Source organism: Lunatimonas salinarum (assembly GCF_017811155.1).
GTDB classification, from domain to species: domain Bacteria; phylum Bacteroidota; class Bacteroidia; order Cytophagales; family Cyclobacteriaceae; genus Lunatimonas; species Lunatimonas salinarum.
This window is the reverse complement of record NZ_JACVCV010000026.1, coordinates 15,160-40,458: the sequence shown is the minus strand read 5'-3', so window position 1 is coordinate 40,458 and position 25,299 is coordinate 15,160. Positions and strand designations below refer to the sequence as shown.

25 protein-coding genes are annotated in these 25,299 nt (G+C 47.1%); 15 read left to right on the top strand and 10 right to left on the bottom strand.

Annotation, left to right across the window (positions count from 1 at the left end; genetic code table 11):
* Positions 1 to 32: 32 nt before the first annotated feature.
* From IAQ59_RS20560 to IAQ59_RS20550, 3 genes are read right to left on the bottom strand one after another with little or no spacing between them, the layout of a single operon-like run.
* Positions 33 to 1,265, bottom strand: coding sequence for a sigma-54-dependent transcriptional regulator (locus IAQ59_RS20560; protein ID WP_209332740.1), 1,233 nt, complete (start codon positions 1,263 to 1,265; stop codon positions 33 to 35).
* 16 nt (positions 1,266 to 1,281) lie between these two features.
* A complete protein-coding gene (locus IAQ59_RS20555; protein ID WP_209332739.1) occupies positions 1,282 to 1,971 on the bottom strand; it encodes a potassium channel family protein in 690 nt (229 codons plus the stop codon).
* A 13-nt stretch (positions 1,972 to 1,984) separates the two neighbouring features.
* Positions 1,985 to 3,508 (bottom strand): TrkH family potassium uptake protein, encoded by a 1,524-nt coding sequence (locus IAQ59_RS20550; RefSeq protein ID WP_425342627.1) that lies wholly within the window; start codon positions 3,506 to 3,508, stop codon positions 1,985 to 1,987.
* A 667-nt stretch (positions 3,509 to 4,175) separates the two neighbouring features.
* Here IAQ59_RS20550 and IAQ59_RS20545 point away from each other — a divergent pair.
* The 7 genes from IAQ59_RS20545 (at position 4,176) to IAQ59_RS20515 (ending at position 10,125) form a co-directional block, all read left to right on the top strand.
* The gene (locus IAQ59_RS20545; RefSeq protein ID WP_209332737.1) at positions 4,176 to 6,704 is read left to right on the top strand and encodes a zinc-dependent metalloprotease; all 2,529 of its coding nucleotides are present in this window, start codon (positions 4,176 to 4,178) and stop codon (positions 6,702 to 6,704) included.
* A 100-nt stretch (positions 6,705 to 6,804) separates the two neighbouring features.
* Positions 6,805 to 7,563, top strand: coding sequence for a molybdate ABC transporter substrate-binding protein (gene modA, locus IAQ59_RS20540; RefSeq protein WP_209332736.1), 759 nt, complete (start codon positions 6,805 to 6,807; stop codon positions 7,561 to 7,563).
* 3 nt (positions 7,564 to 7,566) lie between these two features.
* On the top strand, positions 7,567 to 8,244 hold the full coding sequence (gene modB / locus IAQ59_RS20535) for a molybdate ABC transporter permease subunit (protein WP_209332735.1): 678 nt from the start codon (positions 7,567 to 7,569) through the stop codon (positions 8,242 to 8,244).
* A complete protein-coding gene (locus tag IAQ59_RS20530) occupies positions 8,237 to 8,917 on the top strand; it encodes an ATP-binding cassette domain-containing protein (RefSeq protein ID WP_209332734.1) in 681 nt (226 codons plus the stop codon). Before modB ends, IAQ59_RS20530 begins: the two co-directional genes overlap by 8 nt.
* A gap of 59 nt (positions 8,918 to 8,976) precedes the next feature.
* Entirely contained in the window at positions 8,977 to 9,564 is a 588-nt protein-coding gene (locus IAQ59_RS20525; protein WP_209332733.1) for a methyltransferase family protein, read from the top strand.
* The gene (locus IAQ59_RS20520) at positions 9,561 to 9,746 is read left to right on the top strand and encodes a hypothetical protein (protein WP_209332732.1); all 186 of its coding nucleotides are present in this window, start codon (positions 9,561 to 9,563) and stop codon (positions 9,744 to 9,746) included. The genes IAQ59_RS20525 and IAQ59_RS20520 overlap by 4 nt, the downstream gene beginning before the upstream one ends.
* Positions 9,747 to 9,822: 76 nt before the next feature.
* Entirely contained in the window at positions 9,823 to 10,125 is a 303-nt protein-coding gene (locus tag IAQ59_RS20515) for a Kazal-type serine protease inhibitor family protein (protein ID WP_245189746.1), read from the top strand.
* 80 nt (positions 10,126 to 10,205) lie between these two features.
* Here the strand turns inward: IAQ59_RS20515 and IAQ59_RS20510 are convergent, their stop codons facing one another.
* The 3 genes from IAQ59_RS20510 to IAQ59_RS20500 all read right to left on the bottom strand — a co-directional run bounded on the left by IAQ59_RS20510 (position 10,206) and on the right by IAQ59_RS20500 (position 13,859).
* On the bottom strand, positions 10,206 to 11,588 hold the full coding sequence (locus tag IAQ59_RS20510; protein ID WP_209332731.1) for a glycoside hydrolase family 140 protein: 1,383 nt from the start codon (positions 11,586 to 11,588) through the stop codon (positions 10,206 to 10,208).
* 41 nt (positions 11,589 to 11,629) lie between these two features.
* Positions 11,630 to 13,318, bottom strand: a complete 1,689-nt coding sequence (locus IAQ59_RS20505) for a DUF885 family protein (protein ID WP_209332730.1) — start codon at positions 13,316 to 13,318, stop codon at positions 11,630 to 11,632.
* 115 nt (positions 13,319 to 13,433) lie between these two features.
* Positions 13,434 to 13,859, bottom strand: coding sequence for a nucleoside-diphosphate kinase (locus IAQ59_RS20500; RefSeq protein ID WP_209332729.1), 426 nt, complete (start codon positions 13,857 to 13,859; stop codon positions 13,434 to 13,436).
* Between the two features lie 186 nt (positions 13,860 to 14,045).
* On the opposite strand from IAQ59_RS20500, the gene IAQ59_RS20495 reads away from it, so the two are divergent.
* From IAQ59_RS20495 to IAQ59_RS20480, 4 genes are all read left to right on the top strand, one after another.
* A complete protein-coding gene (locus IAQ59_RS20495) occupies positions 14,046 to 15,095 on the top strand; it encodes a DHH family phosphoesterase (protein ID WP_209332728.1) in 1,050 nt (349 codons plus the stop codon).
* A complete protein-coding gene (locus tag IAQ59_RS20490) occupies positions 15,079 to 16,005 on the top strand; it encodes an FKBP-type peptidyl-prolyl cis-trans isomerase (protein WP_209332727.1) in 927 nt (308 codons plus the stop codon). The genes IAQ59_RS20495 and IAQ59_RS20490 overlap by 17 nt, the downstream gene beginning before the upstream one ends.
* Before the next feature lie 67 nt (positions 16,006 to 16,072).
* Complete coding sequence (locus tag IAQ59_RS20485; RefSeq protein ID WP_209332726.1) at positions 16,073 to 16,627, top strand: FKBP-type peptidyl-prolyl cis-trans isomerase; 555 nt, start codon at positions 16,073 to 16,075, stop codon at positions 16,625 to 16,627.
* Positions 16,628 to 16,849: 222 nt separating this feature from the next.
* On the top strand, positions 16,850 to 17,416 hold the full coding sequence (locus IAQ59_RS20480) for an FKBP-type peptidyl-prolyl cis-trans isomerase (protein WP_209332725.1): 567 nt from the start codon (positions 16,850 to 16,852) through the stop codon (positions 17,414 to 17,416).
* Between the two features lie 56 nt (positions 17,417 to 17,472).
* Here the strand turns inward: IAQ59_RS20480 and IAQ59_RS20475 are convergent, their stop codons facing one another.
* Positions 17,473 to 18,075: a nitroreductase family protein gene (locus tag IAQ59_RS20475; protein ID WP_209332743.1), complete on the bottom strand. Its 603-nt coding sequence runs from the start codon at positions 18,073 to 18,075 to the stop codon at positions 17,473 to 17,475.
* 62 nt (positions 18,076 to 18,137) lie between these two features.
* Entirely contained in the window at positions 18,138 to 20,387 is a 2,250-nt protein-coding gene (locus IAQ59_RS20470; protein WP_209332724.1) for a TonB-dependent receptor domain-containing protein, read from the bottom strand.
* Between the two features lie 266 nt (positions 20,388 to 20,653).
* On the opposite strand from IAQ59_RS20470, the gene IAQ59_RS20465 reads away from it, so the two are divergent.
* Positions 20,654 to 21,208: a gluconate 2-dehydrogenase subunit 3 family protein gene (locus tag IAQ59_RS20465; RefSeq protein WP_209332723.1), complete on the top strand. Its 555-nt coding sequence runs from the start codon at positions 20,654 to 20,656 to the stop codon at positions 21,206 to 21,208.
* Entirely contained in the window at positions 21,201 to 22,898 is a 1,698-nt protein-coding gene (locus IAQ59_RS20460) for a GMC oxidoreductase (protein WP_209332722.1), read from the top strand. The genes IAQ59_RS20465 and IAQ59_RS20460 overlap by 8 nt, the downstream gene beginning before the upstream one ends.
* 118 nt (positions 22,899 to 23,016) lie before the next feature.
* Here the strand turns inward: IAQ59_RS20460 and IAQ59_RS20455 are convergent, their stop codons facing one another.
* Both IAQ59_RS20455 and IAQ59_RS20450 read right to left on the bottom strand, forming a co-directional pair.
* Positions 23,017 to 23,529, bottom strand: a complete 513-nt coding sequence (locus tag IAQ59_RS20455) for an FKBP-type peptidyl-prolyl cis-trans isomerase (protein ID WP_209332721.1) — start codon at positions 23,527 to 23,529, stop codon at positions 23,017 to 23,019.
* A gap of 61 nt (positions 23,530 to 23,590) precedes the next feature.
* The gene (locus IAQ59_RS20450) at positions 23,591 to 24,334 is read right to left on the bottom strand and encodes a hypothetical protein (protein WP_209332720.1); all 744 of its coding nucleotides are present in this window, start codon (positions 24,332 to 24,334) and stop codon (positions 23,591 to 23,593) included.
* Between the two features lie 67 nt (positions 24,335 to 24,401).
* Here IAQ59_RS20450 and IAQ59_RS20445 point away from each other — a divergent pair, with 67 nt between their 5' ends.
* Complete coding sequence (locus tag IAQ59_RS20445) at positions 24,402 to 24,722, top strand: hypothetical protein (protein WP_209332719.1); 321 nt, start codon at positions 24,402 to 24,404, stop codon at positions 24,720 to 24,722.
* 75 nt (positions 24,723 to 24,797) lie between these two features.
* Positions 24,798 to 25,226, top strand: a complete 429-nt coding sequence (locus IAQ59_RS20440) for a DoxX family protein (RefSeq protein WP_209332718.1) — start codon at positions 24,798 to 24,800, stop codon at positions 25,224 to 25,226.
* The last annotated feature ends 73 nt before the right edge of the window (positions 25,227 to 25,299 follow it).

Genomic DNA, 25,299 nt, shown 5'->3' with positions numbered 1-25,299 from the left:
TCACAACTCAAAAACATTCCGGTTCAGAGGGGTCAGCATGCTCCGGAATATCCAGCAGCAGCCATCGTGTATGATTCTGGTTCTTGAGATCCTGAAGAAGTTAAGGGAAGAGCCAATAAATCCGGAGTAAGTGTATCCCCATCACATAAGATAACAGCTCTTTCGACAATATTTCTCAATTCTCTTATATTTCCTTTAAAAGGGTAAGCTTTTAATTCCTTTAAAAACTCTGGACTTATTTTTTTGATTTTAGCGTTGGTTTTTGCTGAGAAAATTTTTGTAAAGTGGGCTGTCAATTCAGGGATATCTGATCTTCTATCTGAAAGAGGAGGCAGGGGGATTTGAATGACCGAAAGTCTGTATAATAAATCTTCTCTAAAATTGCCCATCGCCACTTCTTCCTCTAAACTTCGGTTGGTGGCAGCAATGATCCTAACATCCACTTTGACTTCTTTGGTATCACCTACCCGGATAAAGGTTCCCGATTCTAAAACCCTTAGGAATTTGGCCTGTAATTCCAAGGGCATTTCGCCTATTTCATCCAGGAATATTGAACCTTGATGTGCTTCTTCAAATAAGCCTTTTTTGTCTTTCGTGGCTCCTGTGAACGCTCCAGCTTTGTGACCGAACAGTTCACTTTCCAAGATTTCTCCACTTATCGCACTGCAATTGATGGCAACAAAAGGCTTTGTATTCCTATTTCCTTCATAGTGAATTGCTTGAGCAAAAACCTCTTTTCCAGTGCCTGTAGGCCCTGTAAATAAGACAGTCGCATCTGTTTTAGCAACTTTTTTTGCCAGCTCTTTTGCTTGGGCTATCGCAGGGCTTTTTCCCAAGATGCTGTCAAAACTGTACTTTTTAACCAGTTGCTCTTTTAATTGTAAAAGTTCATTTTGGAGCCTAGCTTTTTGACTGGCCTTTTCCAACAGAGGAATCAGTTTTTCATGGTCATCACCCTTGACCAGGTAATCAAAAATTCCATGTTTTACAGCTTTTACACCATCCTGGATTCTGCCGAAAGCTGTCAAAAGGATAAATTCCTTTTCAGGATATTTTTCTTTGGAATGAATGACGAAGTCAACACCGTTACCATCAGGAAGTTTGACATCGCAGACGACCACATCTGGGGAAAACTGATCCATTTTTCGTTTGGCCTGTTGAATATTTTCGGCTCCAACCACTTCATACCCTTCATATCCAAGCAGTTTGGCTGTAAGATTCCTGAGTTTTTCTTCATCATCTATGATCAGTATTTTTCCTTTCATGGCATTTAACCCCTTCTTAATCCTCCAAACTCAATATTTCCTTAATGTCTTTAATATGACCGAATAAAAGCAAAATATCATCCTCTTCTATTTTGGTGTTTGCCGTGACCACACCGGTGACTTTTTTGCTTTTGGATTTCACTCCAAAAATATTAGGTCTCTCTTCCATTTTGATCAGAGTCAAAATATTGATGCGGTAATCTTGTCTGATTTTAGTTTCTGCAATGGTCAGTCCTACATATCGCCTAGGTGCTTTTACTTCAATTATATTATAGTCATCAGACACATCCAATGAGTCAATCACACCTTTCATTTGAAGACTTTTGGCCATACGTTCGGCAGAGTCTTCTTCCGGATGAAGGATTTCATCTACACCGATGGCTTGAATGACTGTTTCATGTACTTTATTGATAGAGCGGGAAATCAGCCGTTTGATCTGCAATTGTTTAAAAAGTGCCGTGACCATGATGGATGCTCCAAAATCTTCCCCAATTGCAATGATGACGGCATCCGCCTCTCTACAAGGAAGATTTCTGACAGCATGAATATCGGTAGCATCCATTGCTATGGCGTGTGTAATTTTGTCTTTCACGGCCTCTACTTTATCCTCACTTGCATCTATACCAATAACTTCATGTCCGTAACTGGTCAAACGTGCAGCTAGATGTCCGCCAAAATTTCCCAATCCTACGATGATATATTTCATAGTTTATTGATGTTTAAGTAATGAATACGCCTTCTTCTGGATATTTATACCGTAATGTTCTGGCTTTTTGAACAAATGCAACCAACACTGTCAGGGTACCTACCCTTCCCAAAAACATAATTACTGTAACGACGATTTTACTTCCTGTAGAAAAGTCTCCTGTAATTCCCAAACTTAAGCCCACAGTAGAGAAAGCGGAGAATATTTCAAATGCCACACTGACCAATGGAAGCCAAGGATCAAATAAAAGCACCAAAAATACCCCTAAGCCAATGACCAAAAAGGACAATAAGATGACTGCAAAAGCTTTTTGGAGTGTTTCATTGCTTATTTGCCTTTTGAATATTTCCACTCGATCTTTTCCTTTGGCTATACTTACGACATTTAATACTGCAACTGCGATGGTACTTGTCTTTAATCCGCCTCCTGTTGATCCAGGCGAAGCACCTATCCACATTAGGATCAGGTAAATCAAGATGGTGGGCATCGCCAATGATGACATATCCACCGTATTAAAACCAGCGGTTCTGGGTGTAACCGAGCCAAAAAAAGCCGTTACAAATTTGCCATATCCTGTTAGTCCAGCCAGTGCATGGTTAGATTCAAAAACCCAAAAGGTGACAAAACCTATCAGAAACAATATGGATGTTGTGTATACAATTAAACGTATATTGACATTTACTACCCTCGGTGCATGTTGGTACGCCCTTTCTTTTGTGATCATTTTGGTGGAGTCAACCACTACATGCTTGAGGTAATTGAAATACCCAAGTACCACAGGAAACCCTATTCCTCCCAAGATTATCGTGAAAGCAATAATCAAATGAATTGTATATTCTTCTCTGAAACCCACCTCGTAAAGTCCATTTCCAAGAATGGAAAAACCCGCATTACAAAACCCTGAAATGGCATGAAAAACCGAGAAAAACAACTGGTCACCGGTACTATCAAAAAGCCCTTGATCGATTATCTTAAAAATCAATATAGTAGCTATACCTTCAGTTATCAATGTAAATACAATAATTTTCAGCAAGGTGGAATTGATGGCGCCAATGTTATCTTCATTGATATAATCTTTTAAAAACAGCTGGTTTTGCAGAGAATAAGAGCCTTTGAAGAAAAACCCAAAAAATGAAGTGAAGGTCATCATCCCAAGTCCTCCTACCTGAAAGAGAATTAGAATGATAAATTGGCCGAGGAAGGTGAAGTCGGAGGAGGTATCCAATACAATCAACCCGGTAACGCATACAGCAGAAGTTGAAGTGAATAAGGCGTCCACTAGGCTTATGCCGTCTGTGGTGGCATTAGGTAGAAGCAGCATGCCTGTACCAATGATAATTACAACGATGAAACTTAAAATAAAAACTAAGGCAGGGTGGATTTTAAGTTGATTGACCTGTAAGGTTAATTTACTTAGCTCTATGAGAAATAAAATTAAAATCAAGAGGTTGACCAAAAATGCTTTAATAGGTAGGTTGCCAAATTGAATGCTGTCATCAAATTGGATCAACCCAAAATTTGCCAATGAGACAATCATCAAAAACAAAATAATGAAGACTTCCACTACATACCTGCCAACGCTATACCTTTCTGCTTTGGAGAAAAGGCGAATGCAAAAACCAACTGACAAAAAAAGTAATATAATATAAAATAAATTGCCCAGATTGCCAGTCTGAACTTCATCTCTAAACCCTAAGTCATAGATAAGCAGGCCAAAGGCAAAAAAGCTTAAAACTTGGAGAATGGCATTGTTTTGATCAAAAATTTTTTTGATCAAACGGATTTTTGTGTCAGGGCTTTTAAAAATTGACTTATGCTTACTCACAATGATAATACTTAAAATACCTTTGAAAGCCGAGGGCTTTATTTGAACCGCGGAACTTTTCACTAAGCTAGTGAACTTTCTAAAAAAGCTAACATTTTGAAAAGGAACATTTTCAGATTGGTAATTTACAGGAAAGTCAACACCAAAATTATCCTTTTGCCAAATGGCCGTTCACTTTAATCTCCATGTAAAAAGGTGATGCAGGTCAGTCAATTATGTCCAGAGTAGTATCAATGTGGGATCCATGGCCTCACAGAGAGCTAAAAATATCTTTCATAATCCAAAAGTTAGGCCTTAATACAGGGAAAATTACTTCTCAACACCCAAACTATTGGAAATTTTACCTTTATTTTGGGCTAAAATAAACAAAATCATGTGCATGAAGCGTAACATTAGTAGCTATTTGAGATTTAGCATAGTTTTGCTGCTTGGGCTGAGTCTGATATCAGCAGATGCGCTGGGACAGCGAATGCGGAGAAATTGGCTCAAAAAGGAAGCCCCTGTAGTGGAGGCACCCAAGAAGGATACCACCGAGACCAAAAGCCCTTTTAAACCCTACAGCCAAGTCATTACCAAAGATGCTAACTCCCGGGATGGCCTGTTTAAAGTGCACGAAATCAAAGGCAAGTACTTCTACGAAATTCCGGACACCCTCCTGGGCAGAGAAATGCTGATGGTGACCACCATCGCCAAGACAGCCGATGGGATCGGCTATGGTGGGGAACGCACCAATACCCAAATGCTGCGCTGGGACCGCCAAGGGGACCATATTTTATTAAAAGTGGTCTCCTACAGCAATACGGCCGCCGATTCCCTACCGATCTTCCAAGCCGTGCGCAGCTCCAATCTGGAACCGATTCTGAATAAATTCGATATCAAAGCGGCCAATGATCCTGCCGGCACGCTGGTAATTGAAGTCACTGACCTGTTTACCAAAGACATACAACCGCTCGGTCTGCCTCGTAGCAGGCGTACGCAATATAAGGTGAGCCGACTTGATAGCGAGCGCTCCTACATCGAAAGCGTGAAGTCCTTCCCCATCAACATCGAAGCCCGGTATGTGATGACCTACGCTGCTTCGGATCCTCCTTCCAATTCTTCTACTGGACTGATCACCGTCGAGATGAACAGTTCCATGGTATTGCTTCCCAAAGAGCCCATGAGGCAACGCCTAGCCGACAGAAGGGTAGGCTGGTTCAACACCACCGTAACCGATTATGGGCTGGACGAACAAAAGGCGACCAAACGTACGTACTTGGATCGTTGGAGACTGGAGGTGAAAGAAGAAGATATAGAGAAATTCAAACGGGGCGATCTGGTAGAGCCAAAAAAGCAAATAGTGTACTACATCGATCCTGCCACTCCGGAAAAATGGGTTCCCTACTTAAAGCAGGGAGTGGAGGATTGGAACAAAGCTTTTGAAGCCGCAGGCTTTAAAAATGCCATCACCGCAAAAGAGGCTCCTTCTCCGGAAGAAGACCCTGACTGGAGTCCGGAAGATGCCCGTTATTCCGTGATACGTTATTTTGCGTCCGATATACAAAACGCTTACGGTCCCCACGTATCGGATCCACGATCCGGAGAAATCCTGGAATCGGACATTGGCTGGTACCACAATGTGATGAACCTATTGAGGAACTGGTTTTTTATCCAAACGGCCGCCATCAATCCGGATGCCCGAGGGCCTAAGTTTCGAGACGAGGTGATGGGAAGATTGATCCGCTTTGTGTCAGCGCATGAAGTTGGCCACACGCTAGGGCTACCCCACAACTTTGCTTCGTCCTTTGCTTATCCAGTTGACTCCTTGCGTTCTGCGACCTTTACCCATCAATATGGAACCGCGCCATCTATCATGGACTACGCCCGTTTCAACTACATCGCACAGCCGGAAGATGAAGGTGTGAGCCTAATGCCGGATATTGGCCCCTATGATGTGTATTCCATTGCTTGGGGATACCGCCCCATTGTTGAGGCGAAGACTCCTGAAGAAGAACAACCCATCTTGGATCAGTGGATCCTGGAAAAAAAAGGAGATCCCTTGTACCGCTACGGGCGTCAAGGCAATGCGTACGATCCCAGCACCCAAAGCGAGGATTTGGGAGATGATGCCATGAAGGCCTCCACCTACGGCATCAAAAACCTGCAACGCATTGTGCCCAACCTGATGGAATGGTCGGCAGAATCAGACAAACCGTTTAAAAACTACGATGACCTAAACGAACTCTATGGGCAGGTGGTCACACAGTTTAACAGGTATATGGGCCATGTGAGAACCAACGTAGGCGGTGTTTACGAAATTTACAAGTCAGCAGGTCAGGGAGAACCCGTTTACACCCATGTGGATAAGACCACCCAGAAAGAAGCCGTAAAGTTTCTCAACGATAACCTCTTTCAGTCCCCCACTTGGCTGATAGATGCAGAGATAGTCAGCCGAACCCAAGACTTTGGGTATCTGGAGAGCATTCGCAATGTACAGGTAAGCACTCTAAATGGGCTGTTGGAATGGGGTAGATTGGGCCGTGTGATCGAAAACGAGGCGTTGAACGGAACTGCTGCTTATGGGTTGCTGGAGCTGATGGAGGACATCCGTAGAGGTGTTTGGTCGGAGCTTCCCAATGGTAGACCGATCGATGTGCACCGCAGAGCCCTACAGCGGGCCCATGTCGAGCGGTTGGGCTATTTGCTGCGGGAAAATGCCCCCGCTATCCCTCCCGCGCTGCGGGCGAGGCTGGGTGTTTCGATCAATGCATCCCAATCGGACATACGGGCAGCGGCTAGAGGTGAATTGAGGGCATTGCAGCAGCAGGTAGCTGCTGCCGTACCTCGTACCTCCCAACGGATTTCCAAGCTGCACCTGGAAGATGTGCAAGCAAGAATCCGAGAGATTTTGGACGCAGACAAAAAATAGCTAACTTTAGACTAATGAACCCAAGGCTTGGAGTAGAATAAGGACTAGTAAGAGCTCAACAGTCCTTTTTCTCCTTCCAAGCCTTTTTCCTGTAACCTGTATGAAACAACCGCTTCTTACGCTTGGGCTTTTGGTGCTGCTGACGTTGCCACTTTTCGCGCAGCGTACGGCCTCCCTACGCGTCGCAGCGGCTTCGGATCTCAAGTTTGCATTGGATTCGCTCATTTCTACGTACAAAGTAACGGGTGTTCGTATAGATCCCATCTACGGATCTTCGGGTAAGCTATTTGAACAGATTTCCAACGGTGCGCCGTTTGATATTTTTTTGTCGGCGGATGTAAAGTATCCCCAAGAGCTGGTTAGTGCTGGGCATGCTGTAGGCGAGCCTTATATCTACGCTGTGGGTAGGCTTGTCCTTTGGAGTAAAAGTGTGCGCACTGACGAGCTAGGAATGGACGCCTTAAGATCCCCCACCGTCAAAAAGGTAGCTATCGCCAATCCGCGGCATGCACCTTACGGCGAAAAGGCAGTGCAGACGTTGAAGCACTATGGGATTTATGAAACGCTATCGTCCAAGCTGGTATATGGTGAGAATATTTCCCAGGCAGCCCAGTTTGTTACCAGTGGCGCTGCCGATATAGGCTTGATTGCGCTTTCCTTGGCCAAATCACCAACCATGAGCAGGTTGCAGCCTCGTTATTTCCTGGTTCCGGAAGACAGTCATCAGCCCCTGATCCAAGCAGGCGTAATTACCCGCTACGGAAAGGACAAAGAGGCAGCACGGCAGTTTTTTGATTACTTGAAAGGAGAAAGAGCAGTAGCCATCCTTCAGCATTTCGGATTTTCCAAGCCCCTTTAGCCTATGTTGGAGACAGCCCCTTTTGTTCTGACCTTCAAATTGGCGTTCCTTACGACCTTGCTACTGTTGCTGCTCGGTATCCCATTGGCGTATTGGTTGGCCTTTAGCCGTTATCGGGTCAAGTTCATAGCGGAGGCCATTGTGAGTCTTCCCTTAGTATTGCCACCCACTGTCTTGGGCTTTTACCTGCTGCTGCTGTTGAGTCCAGAAAATACCTTTGGGCGGTTTTTGGACGAGTATTTTGATATCCGATTGGTGTTTACCTTTCCCGGATTGGTAATTGCTTCGGTAATCTACAGCTTGCCTTTTATGGTACAACCACTGAAATCTGGGTTTGCCTCGGTACCCCAAGCTTGGCTGGATGCAGCGCATACCTTGGGCAAAAGTCATTGGATCATTCTCCGCAGGGTTTTGCTGCCCAATATGAAAAATGCCTTTCTTACCGGATCCGTACTCACCTTTGCCCATACGGTGGGTGAGTTTGGTGTGATCCTGATGGTAGGAGGTAATATTCCCGGAGAAACCCGTGTGGTCTCCGTGGCTATCTATAACGAAGTGGAAGCCATGAATTACGCCCAAGCCAACCAATATAGCCTGTTGTTGGTCGGATTTTCCTTCCTGGTATTGGCAGTAACCTACTATGTCAATCGCCAAAAGAGCCTGCTCCTAACCTATGATTGACATTCTACTCAATAAAAAACTGAAGGGGGCTTCGGGTCCTATTCCCCTCGAGCTGGACATTCACCTTCAGCAAGGAGATTTTGTGGGGATATATGGTCCATCTGGAGCCGGCAAGTCCAGTGTTCTGCGCATGTTGGCCGGATTGATGCAGCCTGATTCCGGCTTTGTGCGGGTCAATGGAGAAACTTGGTATGATTCCCAATCATCCATTCACCTGGCCGCCAGGTACCGTCACATAGGGATGGTGTTTCAAGAATATTCACTCTTTCCCAATATGACCGTGCGTGAAAACCTGGAGTTTGCCTTGGATAACCGCCGGGATCGGAAATTAGTAGACACCCTTCTGAATTCTATTGGCATGCACGAACTTGCACATCAGAAGCCTGGGATTCTTTCCGGTGGCCAAAAGCAGCGTGTGGCTTTGGCACGGGCGATGATTCGCCGACCCGCATTGCTGCTGCTGGATGAACCCCTCTCAGCCCTCGATATGCAAATGCGGCGGAACCTACAGCAATACATCCTTCAATTTCACCGGGAATTTGAACTTACCACAATGCTGGTAAGCCACGATGCTGCGGAAATCAAGAAAATGACAAAGCGCCTGCTGGTATTGGAGCAGGGCAATATTGGCTACGATGGAGATCCAGCTCAATTCTTCGCTACCTTGGAATAGCCTCTAAAGGCTTTTTTATTCAGGCATATTTGTGCAATTTCGTGTTCAAACATGAGACTATGCCCTATTTCCTACTTTTCCTCGGTTGGGGGGTATTTTACGCCAGCCACACCTACCTGGCCAAATTGACGGTGAAACGTTCCATAAAATCAGCCATGGGAAGGGCCTATCGCTGGTACCGTCTGCTCTATTCGCTCCTATCTATGCTGCTCCTTTTCATCATTATGCTCTACGCCGGAGGTATACCTGCGGTTCCCGTATTGGCGGCAAGCCCGGTTACCACGTACCTCGGCTACATGTTAGCTACCTTTGGTACCATTCTAGCGGTAAAAGCGATGAAAGGGATATCGGTTTCCCGTTTTATCGGACTGACTCCCACGGACGATCTCTCCGAAGAAGAAACCTTGAAGGTAGACGGCTTATACCGCTGGATAAGGCATCCGCTGTATGCAGGATTGATACTGATTTTTTTAGGCTATTTTCTATTTCTGCCCACTTGGAGCTCATTTGTACACCTAATGGCCCTATTTGCTTATTTGCCCTTTGGTATTCATTATGAGGAAAAAAAACTATTGGAAATACACGGGAGCAAGTACCGCACCTATCAGCAGCAAGTACCCGCTCTCTTCCCAACAAAAAGACCATGACCGAACTGATCATTTACTCCGTCCTTTTACTGGCAATAATCGCCCACTTGGTGCTTGCATCGATCATGTACAAGGAAATCAATGCCGATACTTCTTTGAGCTTTCATGAGAAGAATCAATGGCGACTGCGGGCCTTGATCTTTCCCGCCTACTTTTGGTTTGCCTTTCAGAAAAAAAAGTAAAAAAATCCCCATCACCTGTAGCGTTTTCATCGGGGTCTCCGTCTAGGCATCGAAACCAACGGAAATCCTGCATCGTATGAAATTGAGCCTGCCTACCGGACAGGCAGGGATTCCATCTGACCGCTTTATACCAAATTATAAGCACATGAAGAAACTTGTTTTTGCTTATGCGTTAATCCTGCTTACGGGAATGCAGTGTGATGGACCGGTATTGATAGAAGCGTCTAACGATTGCCTGAAAGACCCTCGGCCGGACACTGATTCGGCTTGTTACCAAATCTATGATCCTGTCTGCGGATGTGACGGAAGAACCTACGGAAACGCATGTGAAGCGGAACATGCAGGCCTGCGGAACTGGGTTCAGGGGGAGTGCTCCTGACAAAAAGAGAATGGTTTTTTAGTTATTACCACCCGGAAGCGGCTTCTACGTGTATTATCCTAAGCTTCCGGGTGGGATTTTTAATTTGCATCAACGATGGCCACCCAGTCATGCCCTATTTCACCCTCAGTGGGAGGAATCAGCCGCTGATTGGCATTTCGGCTGAAAGTTCCTCCGGAGTAGCTATTGCCGGTGCGTGGATCAAACCAACTCAATGTCAGCTTTGAAGATGCCAAGGAAGATAGATCTACCTGCACCGTCTTTCCTGTTGGAAAATAGAACAGGGCATAGCTCCCGTAGAGATCCTTCGTTGCGGCCACAAACGTTTTGTCATCGTCCTGATTGGTTAGGACCAGCTCCTGCGCCGGTATGCGGCTTAGAAAGGGCCGGGAGATCATGAGCTCTTTGAGGTGCTTTACTTGATGTGCCATGGGTAGATCAAGCGCTACCTTCCAAGGACGCAGCGGCGCATTGATGGGCTTTCGATCTGAGGTATACATCTGCCACACGGCGTGGCATCCATAGGTTTGTCCAAAAGCACCTGCAAAAACGTTCCAATACATGATTCTACGTATATCATCGGGAATACTATAACCCAACTCTTTGGCATTAAAGCAATTGGGGTGATCTTCGTATAGCGGCTCTCCGTCGATCGTGGGCTTAGCTGGCGTTAATCCGTAATCGTGGGATATGATTCGGTAGGTGGCTTGGTTGGGGCAATGTCCGGTTTGGTGCATGTTGAAATCCAGCCAAGCTGCTTCATGAAACCAGTTGCTGGATCCGCCCGGCTTGGCCGGTTGGGGATGAAAGGTCATCAGGGCCCGGTCTTTTCCGCCCACTCCTTCTTCCACTCCTCGGGCCAGCTGATTCCATACCTCTAGGTCTGTCGTATTTTCCCTGGGATTCCGGTCCCCGCCGATTACCCAGATGATATTCGTATACGCCCGATAGCGGTTCCCCATCCATTTTCCGAAGAAATAGGCGTTTTCAGTGGTAAAAATCTCCGGCCCCACGCCCCACGAATTTTTGAATACTTTGTCTCCCCAGGTCGGCAGTAGCGCAATGTACAAACCCCGCTTGGCGGCCTCTTGTATCACAAAGTCCACATGCTCAAAATAGGCCTCTACGGGCTTTCGTGGATCCAGATTTTCCAAGGGTATTTGTCCGTAAGGGTTGGGATCCCTCAGTCCGTCGATTTCAGCCAAGGCCACCGCTTGCACCACGTTAAATCCTTGGGAAGCGCGCTTGTCCAAGTAATACAGGGCTTCTTTGCGATCGCATCGGTGAAAGAGCTCCCAAGCCGTATCCGCTAGCCAGAAAAAGGGATCACCCTGCTCGGTTATTAAGTAACGCTGATTGTCTGACACTTTCAGACGTGGCAACTGCCCGTAGAGGGCGGGAGTCGTAAAAAGCAAGCAGAGAGTCGATAGGAAAATGGTACGCAATTGCTGGATAAGGCTCATGGGATTGGCTATTTCTGGTTTAGGGGATTCGGTTTGCTAGACTAGTCCATAAAGCGCCACTGGGTTTCAAAATCTTTGGGCAGGACCATTCCCTTGATTCTCGCGCGTAGCAATTCCACCGGGACGTAGTTTTGAGTCATCACAAAGTCGTGAAAATCCTTTTCGCTCAATAATCCGGTGGAGGTAACCTCGGCTTTCAAAGCATAAAACTGCAAGCCTCCGATCATATAGGCCAGTTGATACAGGGGGCCATACCTGCCTTCAAAAGACCTGCGAACCTCTGCCTCGGCATTCTTTCGCTCATGCCCTACCCTTTCCACCAAAAAGTCAATACATTGCTGAGGAGTCCATTGATTTAAGTGATAGTTGAGGGAGAAGATAATCCGGGCTGCACGGTGCATACGCCAAAAGAGCATCCCTACCCGGTCTTCCGCATTGCGGGGAAAATCCTTGTCCCATAGGTTAAACTCCCAGTACAGTGCCCATCCTTCCACCCAAAAGGGATTGTTGAACAACCGCCGGTGGGGAAAGTGCCGCTGATTCATAAACTGCTGTAGGTGGTGACCAGGGATCAGCTCGTGATGCACGGTGGACCGTGAAAAATGGGGATTATTGCCCCGCATGCTCATCATTTTTTCCTCGTGAGTCATTTCGGATGTGGGGTACGAAATGATGATGGATTCTCCTCCCAAGAAAAAGGGGTTCACCCGCTGTGCCTCGGCAGTCATCATGGTCGTCCTCCAGGTTTCTTTGGCCAGTGCCGGCACCGTAATGAGATCCCGTTCCTCGACAAACTGCGTCGCTTCATTTGCTAGTTCGACTACCATCTCAGGCCACCTTCCGGGAGGGGCATAGGTATCCTTTACCATCTCCAATGCGGCTTTCCAATCATTGCCAAAACCCAACTCGGTGGAGGCTTGGATCATTTCAGCTTCACACCAAGCGTATTGTTCTTCTCCAATGCGAATGAGTTCCTCTACTGAATAGGGTATATAGTTAAACCGCAGTTCCTTTTCGATGGCCTCTTTGCCCATAGGTTTTCCGACGATCCCCGAGCCATCGTCCTTTACATCGGTATTTTCATAAAAATCCTTCAGGAAATCAGCATAGTCGGATAGGGCTTTATCCATCTTTTTCATCGGGGATTTCATCCACCAGGTAAAATCGGGATCGTAGTCTACGTAGAAGCTGTATGCTTCGGTCAAGCGCGTGCGGAAAGCCTCCACCGCACTTGCCGCCAGTTCCGCTTGCTGCCAGCTGCCAAAGGGTGTTTGGTCTTTGAGGGTTTTTACGGTGGCAGCGATGGCCTGTTCTACTTCATAAAACAAAAGGGAGAGCTTTTCGGGCTGAGGGGATTCTGCCCTTCGCCGGCCTTTGTAAAAGGGCTCCAAAGGTAACAGGATGTCCAACACGAATTTAACCTCATTGAACTCTTCCTGCTCCAGCTGGTGAAAGTAGCGGGATTTTTCCAGGTGGTTATTCAACAGAAGGAAGTCCAGCTTTTCGTCTTCGGAAAACTGATTGTAAGGAAGGGCTTCCAAACGGACCTGCCAATCTTGGTAAAGCCGATCCATTCGCTTGAAAAATTCTTCAGACAGCGGGTTGGCGTAGGTTCGGGAAAGGGCGGCCCTATCCGCTTGGTACTCCATTACGAGCGGGTACATGCGGTTGGCAAGTAAGGGCGGGCTAACCGACAAAAAAAGGACGATACATACCAGCGATTTTTTCATAGGTACCAGGTAGGGTTGATAAATACAACCTGTAAAGTACCGAAAATAACTAAAAAAAAGAAAGCCAATGAAAATCACTGGCTTTATGGGTTTTTTTACAAAGAAGGTAACCTTTTTACACCCCTACCTTTTCCAACTCGCTAAAAAAGAAGCTTCCTTCGAGGGCGGCGTTTTCGTCTGAGTCGGAACCGTGCACGGCATTTTCTTCCAGTGATTTCGCAAAAATCTTCCGAATGGTACCTTCGGCAGCATTGGCCGGGTTAGTAGCACCGATCAGGGCACGGAAATCTGCCACTGCATTGTCCTTTTCCAAAATAGCGGCAATGATGGGTCCGGATGACATGTATGCACATAGGTCTGCATAGAAAGGCCGCTCCTTGTGCACTGCATAAAATTGGCCGGCAGCTTCAGAGGTGAGTCGGGTAATTTTCATCGCTACCAGTTTAAATCCGGCCTCTTCGATCATTTTTAAAATTGCACCAGCATTCCCTGCCCCAAAGGCATCGGGTTTTATCATGGTAAAGGTTCTGTTTGTCGCCATGTTGTTTGTTAGATATGGTTTTGAGAAGCGAAATTAAGTTTTTTATCACAAACGCCGAAGGATTTGCCTCAAATGTCCGTTTACAGGGCCCTGACGCATCTCTGCGAGGGAGTTGGGATTTTCGGAAAATTATGTAGAACTTTGCGCTCTGTGTTTTTTTAAAACACGAAGGTTATAACATTACCGATGCAGCAATTCGATCGATTTAAAGAACAGATTTCTTCTGCTTCGCCCAAAAAAATCGTCATCACTACCCATCATAAACCAGACGCAGATGCCTTGGGATCTTCGTTGGGGCTGGCGAGATACTTGAAGAAAAAGAATCACCACGTGACGGTAATCACCCCTTCGGACTATCCTTCTTTTCTCTTTTGGATGAAGGGAAACGACGAGGTAGTCAACTACGAAGACAAGCGTCTGCGGGAGCGGGCTGACGGCCTAATTGCGGAAGCAGACCTTATTTTTTGCCTTGATTTTTCCTGCCTTAATAGGCTTCAGGAAATGGAGGAGGCCGTGAAAACCTCAAATGCGTTTTTAGTGAATATAGACCATCATCAAAATCCCCAATACTTCGCAGATTTCAGCTTCTTGAGCACCAAGGCCGCCGCCACCTGTGAGATGGTGTTTGACCTGATCGTGATGCTGGGAGATAAGGAGCTGCTGGACAAGGATACCGCTGATTGCCTGTACGCTGGCATCATGACAGACACAGGTGGGTTCAAGCACCCCAATACCACCAAAAATGTACACTTGGTGACCGCCGAACTGATCGATCTAGGGGCTGATAATTCGAAAATTGCTCGACTCATATACGATACCAACTCGCTGAACCGCCTCAAATTTTTGGGTTTTGCACTCACACGCAGACTTGAGATCATGGAAGGCTATCAGACGGCCTATTTTACCATCACCAAAAAAGACCTACGCAAGTACGAATCCCAAACCGGCGACACAGAAGGCTTGGTGAACTATGCACTTTCATTGGACGGAATCAAGATCGCTGCCTTATTTACCGAACGAAAGGATGGGATAAAGATCTCCTTCCGATCAGTAGAGGAAGTTGCTATCAACAAATTTGCAGCCACCCACTTCAACGGAGGCGGCCACAAGAATGCCGCCGGTGGCATTTCACAACTGGGTCTCACAGAGACAGTAGAAAAATTTGAACAACTAATCAAAGAAAACAGGAATTCCTTACTCAATCAACCAGAAACTATCCATGAAAAATGTGAATAAATTAATCTTGCCAGCCTTGGTACTACTGGTGAGTGCAGGGGTGCTAGGCTGCAAAAAGACAGAGGTTACCAGCGACGGTATCGAATACACCTATATCAAGGAAGGTAAGGACGCTACCAAGGAAGGCGAGTATGTGATCTATCACTTTGAAGCGAAAAATGCAAAGGATTCCCTGTTTATATCCAGCTATAGCCAACCGCTACCTGCGTACATGCAGAAAAACTCCAACACCCCTACTTCCAGCGGGATTGATGAAATATTCCTTAACCTAAAAAGAGGGGACAGCATCGTGGTAAACGCTACGGCCCAAAAGATTTTTGGAGAAAACGGCGTACCTCCTTTCCTAAAGAGTGAGGAAAATGTCACCATTACCATCGGCGTAGTAAACGTGATCGAGGAAGAGCTTTTTCAGGATTACTATAACGATATGATGGCGGCTGAACAAGAAAAGCAAGCCAAAAAGGCTGAAGCCCAGCTCGTAACGGATATTGAACTGATCGAAAAATACATTTCAGAAAATAATTTGGATGCCAATAGGACGGAATCGGGTCTTTTTTACGTCATAGAAAAAGAGGGTAACGGACCGGAAGTGGAACAGGGAAATAGCGTATCTGTAGATTACACCGGCTATGTGCTTGATGGAACCTTGTTTGATACCAGCGTGGAAGCAAATGCCCGTGAAAATGGGACCTATCAGGAAGGGCGTTCTTATGCGCCCATTACCATTTCAGTGGGCGTTGGCCAGGTGATCAAAGGCTGGGATGAAGGACTACAGTTGCTGAAAGAAGGATCGGTAGCAAAATTCATCATTCCTTCCCCCTTGGCGTATGGCCCGAGTCAACGCAGCGCAGTCATTGTCCCCAACTCTATCCTCGTTTTTGACGTAGAAGTAACCAACGTAGAAAAGTAATTTACCAAAAGCTATGTCAGGCTGCGGTGCAACAAGCACGGGAGCTTGCCAAACAATCTAACTGACTATGAATACCATACGCATACACCTGCTGGCTTTCCTTGGCCTAGTGTTAGCATCTTCTTGTGTTTCTGACGAAGAAAACCTCGAAGTAATCTTTCAACGTGACCTAGAGGCCATAGAATCCTACGTACAGAATACCGATGTAGAATACGTCCGCAGAGAGGATGTAGGTGATTCAGGGGTAACGCTGTTATTCTTGGAAAGCAATCCGGAAGGAAGGCAGGGAGTAGCGAGGGATACCCTGTATGTAGACTACACCGGCTTTCTGTTAGACGGAACCGTATTTGATACGTCGGTGGAACAAATAGCGAGGGACAATGGAATCTTTAATCAAAACAGACCCTATATGCCTTTCCGAATAGAATTGGGGATTTCTTCCGTAATTGGGGGCTGGCACATCGCCCTTTCTCAGATGAGGGAAGGGGAAAAGGCAATTGCATTGATCCCGTCCTTTTACGCCTATGGTACCCAAGGGAGCCCTCCTACAATTGGCCCCAATACCGTCATCGCTTTTGATTTGGATCTCAGGAGTGTCAGAGGGCCAGAACCAGTCGAATAGCTGTACTGAAATTACCGCATAGGCTATCCGTTGTATGGTTCCTTCGACAAAAAAGTACCTTACGATCAGCAGCAACTAAAAATATAGACTGATTTGGATTGACAAAAATATACACACATGAAATCGAGCATGACGTACCCGTCACACAGTGGGATGCCCCGATAGCTATCGGGGCAAACATGCGAGATTCCATGTGACCTTTGAAAAATCAATTATAGACACATGAAAAAAACCAAATGGATCAATGGGCTGGGCATTTTAAGTGTGTTTTTGCTGATATCCTGCGAAAGTAACTTCTCCGGATTTGGAGGCCCCGTATATGACCGGGAGGGAAATCTGGAAATCGACCGAGGCCGAATCAACGACTACCTGCGGACTGCCGCTTTTGATAGCCTTTACCGCATCCACGACCCCTCCGGGTTGGTGGTGATCGTGCAGGAAGAAGGCGAAGGCTCCCGGCCCATGAACGGAAATGTCGTTTATACAAACTATATCGGCATGCTAACCGACGGAACGGTATTTGACACCAATTTGGAAGATGTAGCCCAGGAAAACGATATCTTTAACGAGGAGAGGAATTACGATATCTTCACCTTTTTTGTAGGTCAACCTACCAACCAAGGGGGGGCCATAGAGGGCTTTTCCACCGGTTTTCGTCGCTTACGAAGTGGCTCAAAGGGCATATTAGTGATTCCGTCCCCTATGGGCTATCAGGATAATCCCAACATTCCTAACATTCCCGCCAATTCTATTTTGGTTTTTGAGGTGGACTTTTTAGGAATGGATTAAGAAGCCGCATCTTCAAACGCCAAAAAAAAGGAGGTTTTATTGCCTCCTTTTTTTTGTTACTTTACCCAAGACACCTTGTCGGCTATTGGGTTTCTCTTGCCTTGTGGCCATCGGTCGGTAGCGGGTTTGGCCACGTAAAAGAAGCCCATCAGTTTGTCTTCTTCCCCCAGACCAAAGTGTTCCTTGGCTTCGGGCCAGAAAGTGGGGCCGCCAGTACCCCAATAGGCTGCAAGCCCATGGGCTGCGGCGGTGAGGTACATGTTTTGCACTGCCATCGCTACTGCCGCTACCTCTTCCATTTCTGGTAGATTGGCCTTCAAGTCCCGCTTCATGATGATGGCAATGATATGCGAAGCCTTGAGCGGATTCTCCTTTAACTTCTGATAGGTGGCCTCGATAAAGTTGCCGTTTTTTTCACTGCGCTGCATGTACAAGTCTGCCTGGAAATCCGCAAACTTCCGTAGCCCTTCCCCGCTAAACACCACAAAGCGCCAGGGTTCGGTCAACTTATGGGTAGGTGCCCAGTTGGCATTTTCCAATATCTCCTCTATCAGACTGTCATCTACCGGATCATTCTGCTTAAATTGCGTGACAAACATGGAACGCCTGTTGCGGATCACCTTGTTTACCTCCTCTACATTGAATATGGGTCTGTTCATCATAAGTTATCGCTTTTTAAGGATACCAATGGTTTTTCGTACCCAATTTGTTCCCTTTGGGCTCAATACTTCATACCAATCTTGATGCCACCGTAGTAATTTCGGGGTGCTGCTGGCTGGTAAAATCTTCCTCCAAAGGCATTTAGATCATTGCCCAAGCTATAAGATTCATTGAGGAGATTTTCCGCTCCGGCAAAAACCTCAAGATCCCATCGGGCACCGAGGTTACTCCGCCAGCCCATCCGAAAATTCACCAGATGATAGGCCTCTTGATAGATCGTATTGGCGTCATTGAGGGGGATATCATCCACAAACTGATGGGTCAGGTTGGCATAGATGCCGATTCGTGTCCGAATATCGACTTTATTGATCAGCGTATGCGGTGATACTCCGGTTAGGCGGTTTCCACTGAAATCATTTCCACCGGACACAAAATTGCTGAATGTAAAATAATGCCCGGTATAGGCGTGGGTGAGCTTTAACTCCTGCACGAATGACAGCTGATTGCGTATCAGCGCATAATCAATCTGCCCCTCAAGGCCCTTTTGGTCCGTGGCCCCTGCATTTCGAAAGAGGACGACGCCCTGTTCGTTGGTAAAAGTGGTGATCGCTTCGTCCAGACGAAAATAGAACGCCGTCACATCCAGGTTGACCAGCCCATTTGCATAGCTGGAGCGGTATCCCAGTTCATAATTGATGCCCTTTTCCGCTTCCAAGTCTAAATTGATACTTCCTTCGTTAGTTCTTACTTCATCAATGGTGGGAGGAGAAAATCCCGAAGAAATACTGCCATGCAGGGCTGAACTTTCGCTAAGTCGGGCAGAAAGCGCTACACGGGGAATGATAACCGGGTCAAAGGTTCGCTGTGCCGAAGAAGGAATCCCTCTGGCGGCATCTATATTTCGGGCAATGTCAATTTTGGAAAAGTTTTCACTCAATCCCAAGGTTAGCAATAAACGATCGGTCAGTTCTGCTTCTACTTGCTGAAAGAGAAATGCCGTACTGGTGATCAGGTCGTCACTGAATCGGATCGTATCAGCCAAACCGTTGCGGTTGCCAAAGTTCTGGGCAGCGGTTTTGGCAAACTGGTATTCCCCTCCACCGATCACCCTGATGGGAATACTCCCTAGCGTTCCATTATGGGTAAAGCTGGTCCTACCTCCGTAACTAAACTGCGTCTCCTTCTTGTAATCGAGGTTAAACGGATTTTCAAAATCGGTAGTATTGACGTATAAAGAGGTCTTATTGGAGGTCTTCGGGCTAAATAAGTATTCATGACCCAACGTACCGTACAGGGACTTTTGCGCAATGGAGGCATTTTGTGCAGCGGATCCGGGTCTTGCTTGCCGTGGATTATCGGCGCGTTGGGCCTCTGTAAGTGCCCCTGGAAGCTGGTAAAACAGATCGGAGTAGAGCACTTGGGTGTTGATGCGTTGTTTCTCGGAAGGACGAAAGATGCCTGCCATTTGGAATACTTCCCGATCCATCGCGGTGTGATCGCGGTAGCCGTCTGCCTTTTGCTTTGCATAGGAAACGCTGATACCTCCGTTTTCAAGCTGTTGCTGCACGCCTAGCCGGTATCGTATCAGGCCAAAGTCACCGGCCGAAAAGTCTGCACTGATCCGATTTTCGTCTATTTGCTGCTTGCTGCTAAAGCTGATCACCCCCCCATTTCCTGCACCGTAGATACTTCCAGCGGGGCCTTTGATGATTTCTGTATTTTCTATATTGGATAGGTCCAATAGGTTTAGCGGCGTGGTTCCGTCAGCTCCGGTGAACGGGATGTCGTTCCAGTAAACCTTAATGTTTCTCACGCCAAAAGGAGACCTTAAGGAGCTACCACGGATGGAAATCCGATAGGAAGCAGGAGCACGTTCCTCCACCCGAACACCCGGCTTGGTATTAAAGGCATGGACCACCGAGGTTTCGTTAAATCGGGAAAGCTCGCTTTCTGTCACCCGTACGATCGCAGCAGCCTGCGTCAAGAGCGGCCGCTCCGATTCAAAGGAGGACACCACTACCTCCGAGAGGGTATTGTCACTTCTTTCTAGTCGGATGGTAATTTCCCCTGCAATGGGTACCTGAGCAGAGGTAGTTTGGAAAGCCACGTGGGTGAAAACCATCTCTTCCGGTTGGGTGAGGGATACCTCGATCCTCCCCTGCTCATCCGATACAAAGGTACGCTGACTGCCTAGCTTGGCAAACACGTAAGGAATGGGTTCCCCGGTCTTGCTATCCGCCAACTGAACGATGGTTTGTGCGTGGAGCACAAGGGGAAGGAATAGAATGATCGCAAGTAAATATTTTTTCATAAATGTATTGATTGCTTTATCAATGTTTCTTCACGTCAGAAAGTTTCGCTACCGACTCATGGAACTATACTTTTTATGATAACCCATGTGCCAGTGTCATAAGCGCGAGACGGATATAATTTTTCCAAGTGACTAGCGCTACCGAAAGGGCATTGTGCAGCAAATTTAGCCGTATTTTAAACGGCTAAGGGTACCGATCAAAAAAAGCTTCGGAGATTTATCAAAAAAAGCTAACTTGGTGGATCAAGATACCGAACAGTTACCCAATGGATAGAAGGTTAGCCCTTAAACAACTAGCGCTGCTGACAGGTGCGGCAGTATGGATTCCCTCTTGTGATTTTAGCCAAGAGTCTGTATTGGACGCGTATAAAAAGCTTCAGATCACCGAATCAGACAAAGCCACACTCACCAGTGTAGTTAATACGATACTTCCTGGCGTGAAGCTAAAAAAAGCCGAAGAAGTGGACGTGCCGGACTTTGTGCTCATCATGGCCAACGACTGCCTGTCCGACCAAGACCAGGCCAACTTTGTAGCAGGACTGAAAGCGATCGATGCTTTCACCGAAAAAAGCTTCGGAAAGACGCTTGGGATGATGGAATCCAAAGAGGCCGCCGATACCTACCGGCAGCTTATATCCAAAGAGGATGGCCAAGCGACCAAGGTGAAGGAATTTTTGACAACCACCAAGCGATTCGCTTTGCAGGGGTTCCTCACCTCTTCCTACTACATGACCGAAATAATGCCCTATAACATGATCCCCGGGGGATATAGAGGCAGTGTACCCGTTTCCGAAATCGAACGAATCAATACCAATGGCTAATCTCAATATTCAACACGCGAAAGACAACACCTTCGATGCGATCGTCATAGGATCTGGCATGAGTGGAGGTTGGGCAGCCAAAGAGCTAACCGAGAAGGGTCTCAAAACACTCGTGCTGGAACGCGGAAGGGCGGTAGACCACCTAAAGGACTACCCGACTACCAACTTGAAACCTTGGGAGTTTGAACACCGAGGAACCATCCCAGCGGATATACAGAAAGAAAACCCCATCGTAAGCCGTTGCTATGCCTTTCGGGAAGATGCCCAGCATTTTTTCGTTAAGGATACCGAGCACCCTTATGTGCAGGACAAGCCCTTTGATTGGATCAGAGGCTATCAGACCGGCGGGAAATCCCTGCTATGGGCCCGTCAGGTGCAGCGATGGAGTAATTTTGACTTTGAGGGACCGGCCCGCGACGGATTTGCGGTGGATTGGCCTATCCGCTACGAAGACCTCGCTCCCTGGTATAGCCATGTAGAGAAGTTTGTGGGCGTTTCCGGCAACCGGGACGGCCTTCCGAACCTCCCTGATGGGGAGTTTTTGCCTGCCATGGAGTTGTCTGCCGTGGAGCAATACTTCAAGGGTTTTGTGGCAGAAAAGTACCCGGGCAGAGATATCATCATTGGCCGCTGCGCGCACATCACCGGCAATGCCGAATATTATGCCAAGCAAGGCCGTGCACTGTGCCAGCACCGGGTATTGTGCCAACGTGGCTGTCCTTTTGGTGGGTATTTTAGCAGCAACTCTGCCACCCTGCCTTGGGCTATGAAGACCGGTAACCTGACCCTTCAAAACAACGCCGTGGTTCATTCTATTCTGTACGACGAGGCGAAAGGCCGTGCCAAGGGGGTTTTGGTCATCGATTCCCTCACAAAGGAGACCACCGAATACTATGCTGACTTGATCTTTCTGAATGCCAGTGCCCTAAACACCAACCTGGTATTGCTCAATTCTACCTCCAGCCGATTTCCAAACGGGCTGGGCAATGACAACGGACTGCTGGGCAAATACATCGCTTTCCACAACTACCGGGCAGGCGTATCTGCGGAGTACGAGGGACTACAGGAATACACTACCCAAGGAAAGCGGCCCAACGGCGGCTACATTCCGAGATTCCGCAACGTGTTTCGGCAGGAAACGGACTTCCTCCGGGGCTATGCAGCCGGGTTTAGCGGCAGCAGATCCATCCTCACAGACCAGTCTGATATCGGTGAAAATTTGGAGAACAGCCTGTTAAACCCGCAGTGGGGCCCTTGGCGAGTGGGTTCTCACATGATGGGCGAAACCATTCCCAAAGAAGCTAGCTACGTGGCATTGGATACTAACCAAAAGGATGAATGGGGCATGCCCTTGCTTCGGGTATCCGTAGATTACGATCAAAACGACGAAGCCATGATCAAGGATTATATAGAGCAGGTTTCGGAGATGTTTGATGCGGCCGGATTCAAAAATATCAGAACCCGCGACGACAAACGGGCACCGGGCTTGGATATCCATGAAATGGGCGGTGTACGCATGGGCCATGACCCTCAGACATCCCTGCTAAACAAATGGAACCAGCTGCATAGCTGTCAAAATGTATACGTCACAGATGGGGCTTGTATGACCTCGACGAGCACCCAAAACCCATCTCTGACCTATATGGCGCTGGCAGCACGGGCGGTAGATCATGCGGTTAAACAGGGATAGTCCATACAGTTGCCGCACAAAGGCCCGAGATGTCAGCAACGAAAAGACCCCAAGCGACCAGGTATAGTTGCTTGGGGTCTCTTAGTATGAATCCTATGGCGAAGTTGCTGCCTCGCTGTTAATGTGCGTGGCCTCCGGGTTCGTGGGCATGGCCGTGTTCCAACTCAGAAGCGTCCGCCTCCCGAATCGCTACTACCTTTCCCGAAAAATACAAGTCAAAACCCGCGAGCGGAGGATTGAAATCCATCAATACACCTCGATAATCAATACGCAGGATTTCGCCTCGAAGAGGGTTCCCTTTGTCGTCCTGCATGGACACTACATTACCTACCTTCATCAGGTGCCGTTGTTTCTGACCGTTTTCTTTAAACGACGACTTGGGCACGATAACCTTACGGCTTTCATCGTAATCCCCGTAGCCGTTTTCAAAGTCTATTTCCACCTCAAAGGTATCACCTACCGCCTTGCCGGCAATGGCTTCCTCCATTTTGGGCAGGATGTTCTGGGCTCCAAATAGGAAGGCAAAGGGCTGAGTTTCATCTACCCGCTCAAAAAACTCCTTGCCGCTTTCTCCGTCATCTACGTGCAATTCGTAGGTGATAGAGACCACTTTATCTTTCTCTGCAATCATAATCACGCTTATTTTTTGCCGAAATTACGGCATAACAACCAACATTCGGATGTCAAAACGCCTATTTTTTGTTCAGGTATGCCTCTCGGTAGGAAGACCAGATTTCATAGATCGGATTGCCGGTGGAGCTCAGCCCACTGTGGTGCCATTGATTATCCTTCACTTCGTAGTCGAAGCCAAGGGATGCGCCCACGCGGCTATCGTCCCGAGAGAAAAAGGTAATCTGCTCGGTATATTTGCCATCCTTCGCCTCGTACGTACCCCCACCGGTTCCGCTAAATTCCTTGGTTTCGGAATTGAAGGCTATCCATTGGAAGCGTCCACCTGAGAGGATCTTTACCGTCCTTCGTGCTCCAGGGGTCATCGAACGGGTCTCTCCATCAACCTTTCTGCCGGTAATCACCCAGTTTTGGGTCAGGTCATCTTCTCGGCTGCCCACTTTTTCCCAGATCTCAATGAGGTCTTTGCCTTTTACCTTACCGGAAATCACCAGTTTATTATCTGCAAAGTCGATCTTATACTGATTTTTGGTACCCACCTGATCCGGATCAGGAGTAAAGAAATCCATGTGCTCGACGTAGTTACTACCCTCCATCGTAAATAATCCGCCACCGGCATGCAGAAATTTATTCGTCCCAGTCTCCTTGGCGCCATAAGCAAAATACCCGTCTTGGTAAATTTTAATATACTCTTGGTTCGTTATGGGCTTTCCGTTTTGATGGGTGAGTTTCCACGCCCCTTCGATGGTTTGGGCATGCAACGAAAAAGTGAACAATCCAATCATAAGTGCCACAAGGTATTTCATATCATTTTGGTTTATTTGTTTTTTTAAAGTTAAAAAATTAACGGCGATAAAAACAATTTAGTTGCTTTTGGGTCAAATATCCCCTCGAAGGGTCAATCACTTGTATGGAAACCCCACCTTTGGACTCGATGCCCTTGCCGGAGTTGAAATGACACTGCTTGGGCTAACCGTATCCGTGGATTACAAGCCAAATGTGAATATTGCTGGGAGGAAGCCCTGGTATCAGGGTCAAGTGGGGCTTTCGGTAAGATCTGTGCTGGTCAAAGGCTCTGAACAAAATCAGCTGAGACGCCAAAAAAGACGCGCCAAGCGAAAAAAGTACCGTAAAGACAACCCCGCTCCCATTGGAGACTTCATACAGCGGAGAAAGCCTACTGGCAAACAATAGACAGGTTGCTAGCCTATTTGCTGATTTTTTGTACCTTAGCACTCGGTACTTTCTTTGCTATTGAGGGTTTTCTCCATGCTTCGATCCACGCTTAGTACAGACACTTCCACAACCACGATGTTGATTCGCATGATGGTAGGCGTTGTATTTTTATCCGAAGGCATTCAAAAGTTTCTGTTTCCCGCTGCCCGTGGTGGCGGCCGATTTGCCAAAATCAGATTGCCCAATCCGGAGTTTTTAGGTAGTTTCGTGGGTACCTTTGAGGCAATTTCGGGCATCCTGATATTACTGGGTCTCTTCACACGATTGGCTGCCATTCCCACTTTGATAATCATGTTGGTAGCCATCGCCACCACCAAGTACGCTATTCTGCAGGATCAGGGTTTTTGGGAAATGATGCATGGCACCCGGACCGATTGGAGCATGTTGCTGGGAAGCATCTTTCTTATTATCCGAGGAGGAGGAGCATGGTCCTTGGATTCAAAATTTTCGGGTAATGCATAAATCGTTGGCATTTTTCGTCAATTTCAATAACAAGCGTTATTTCTTTCGCAAATCTTGCAAATAATACTCGTAG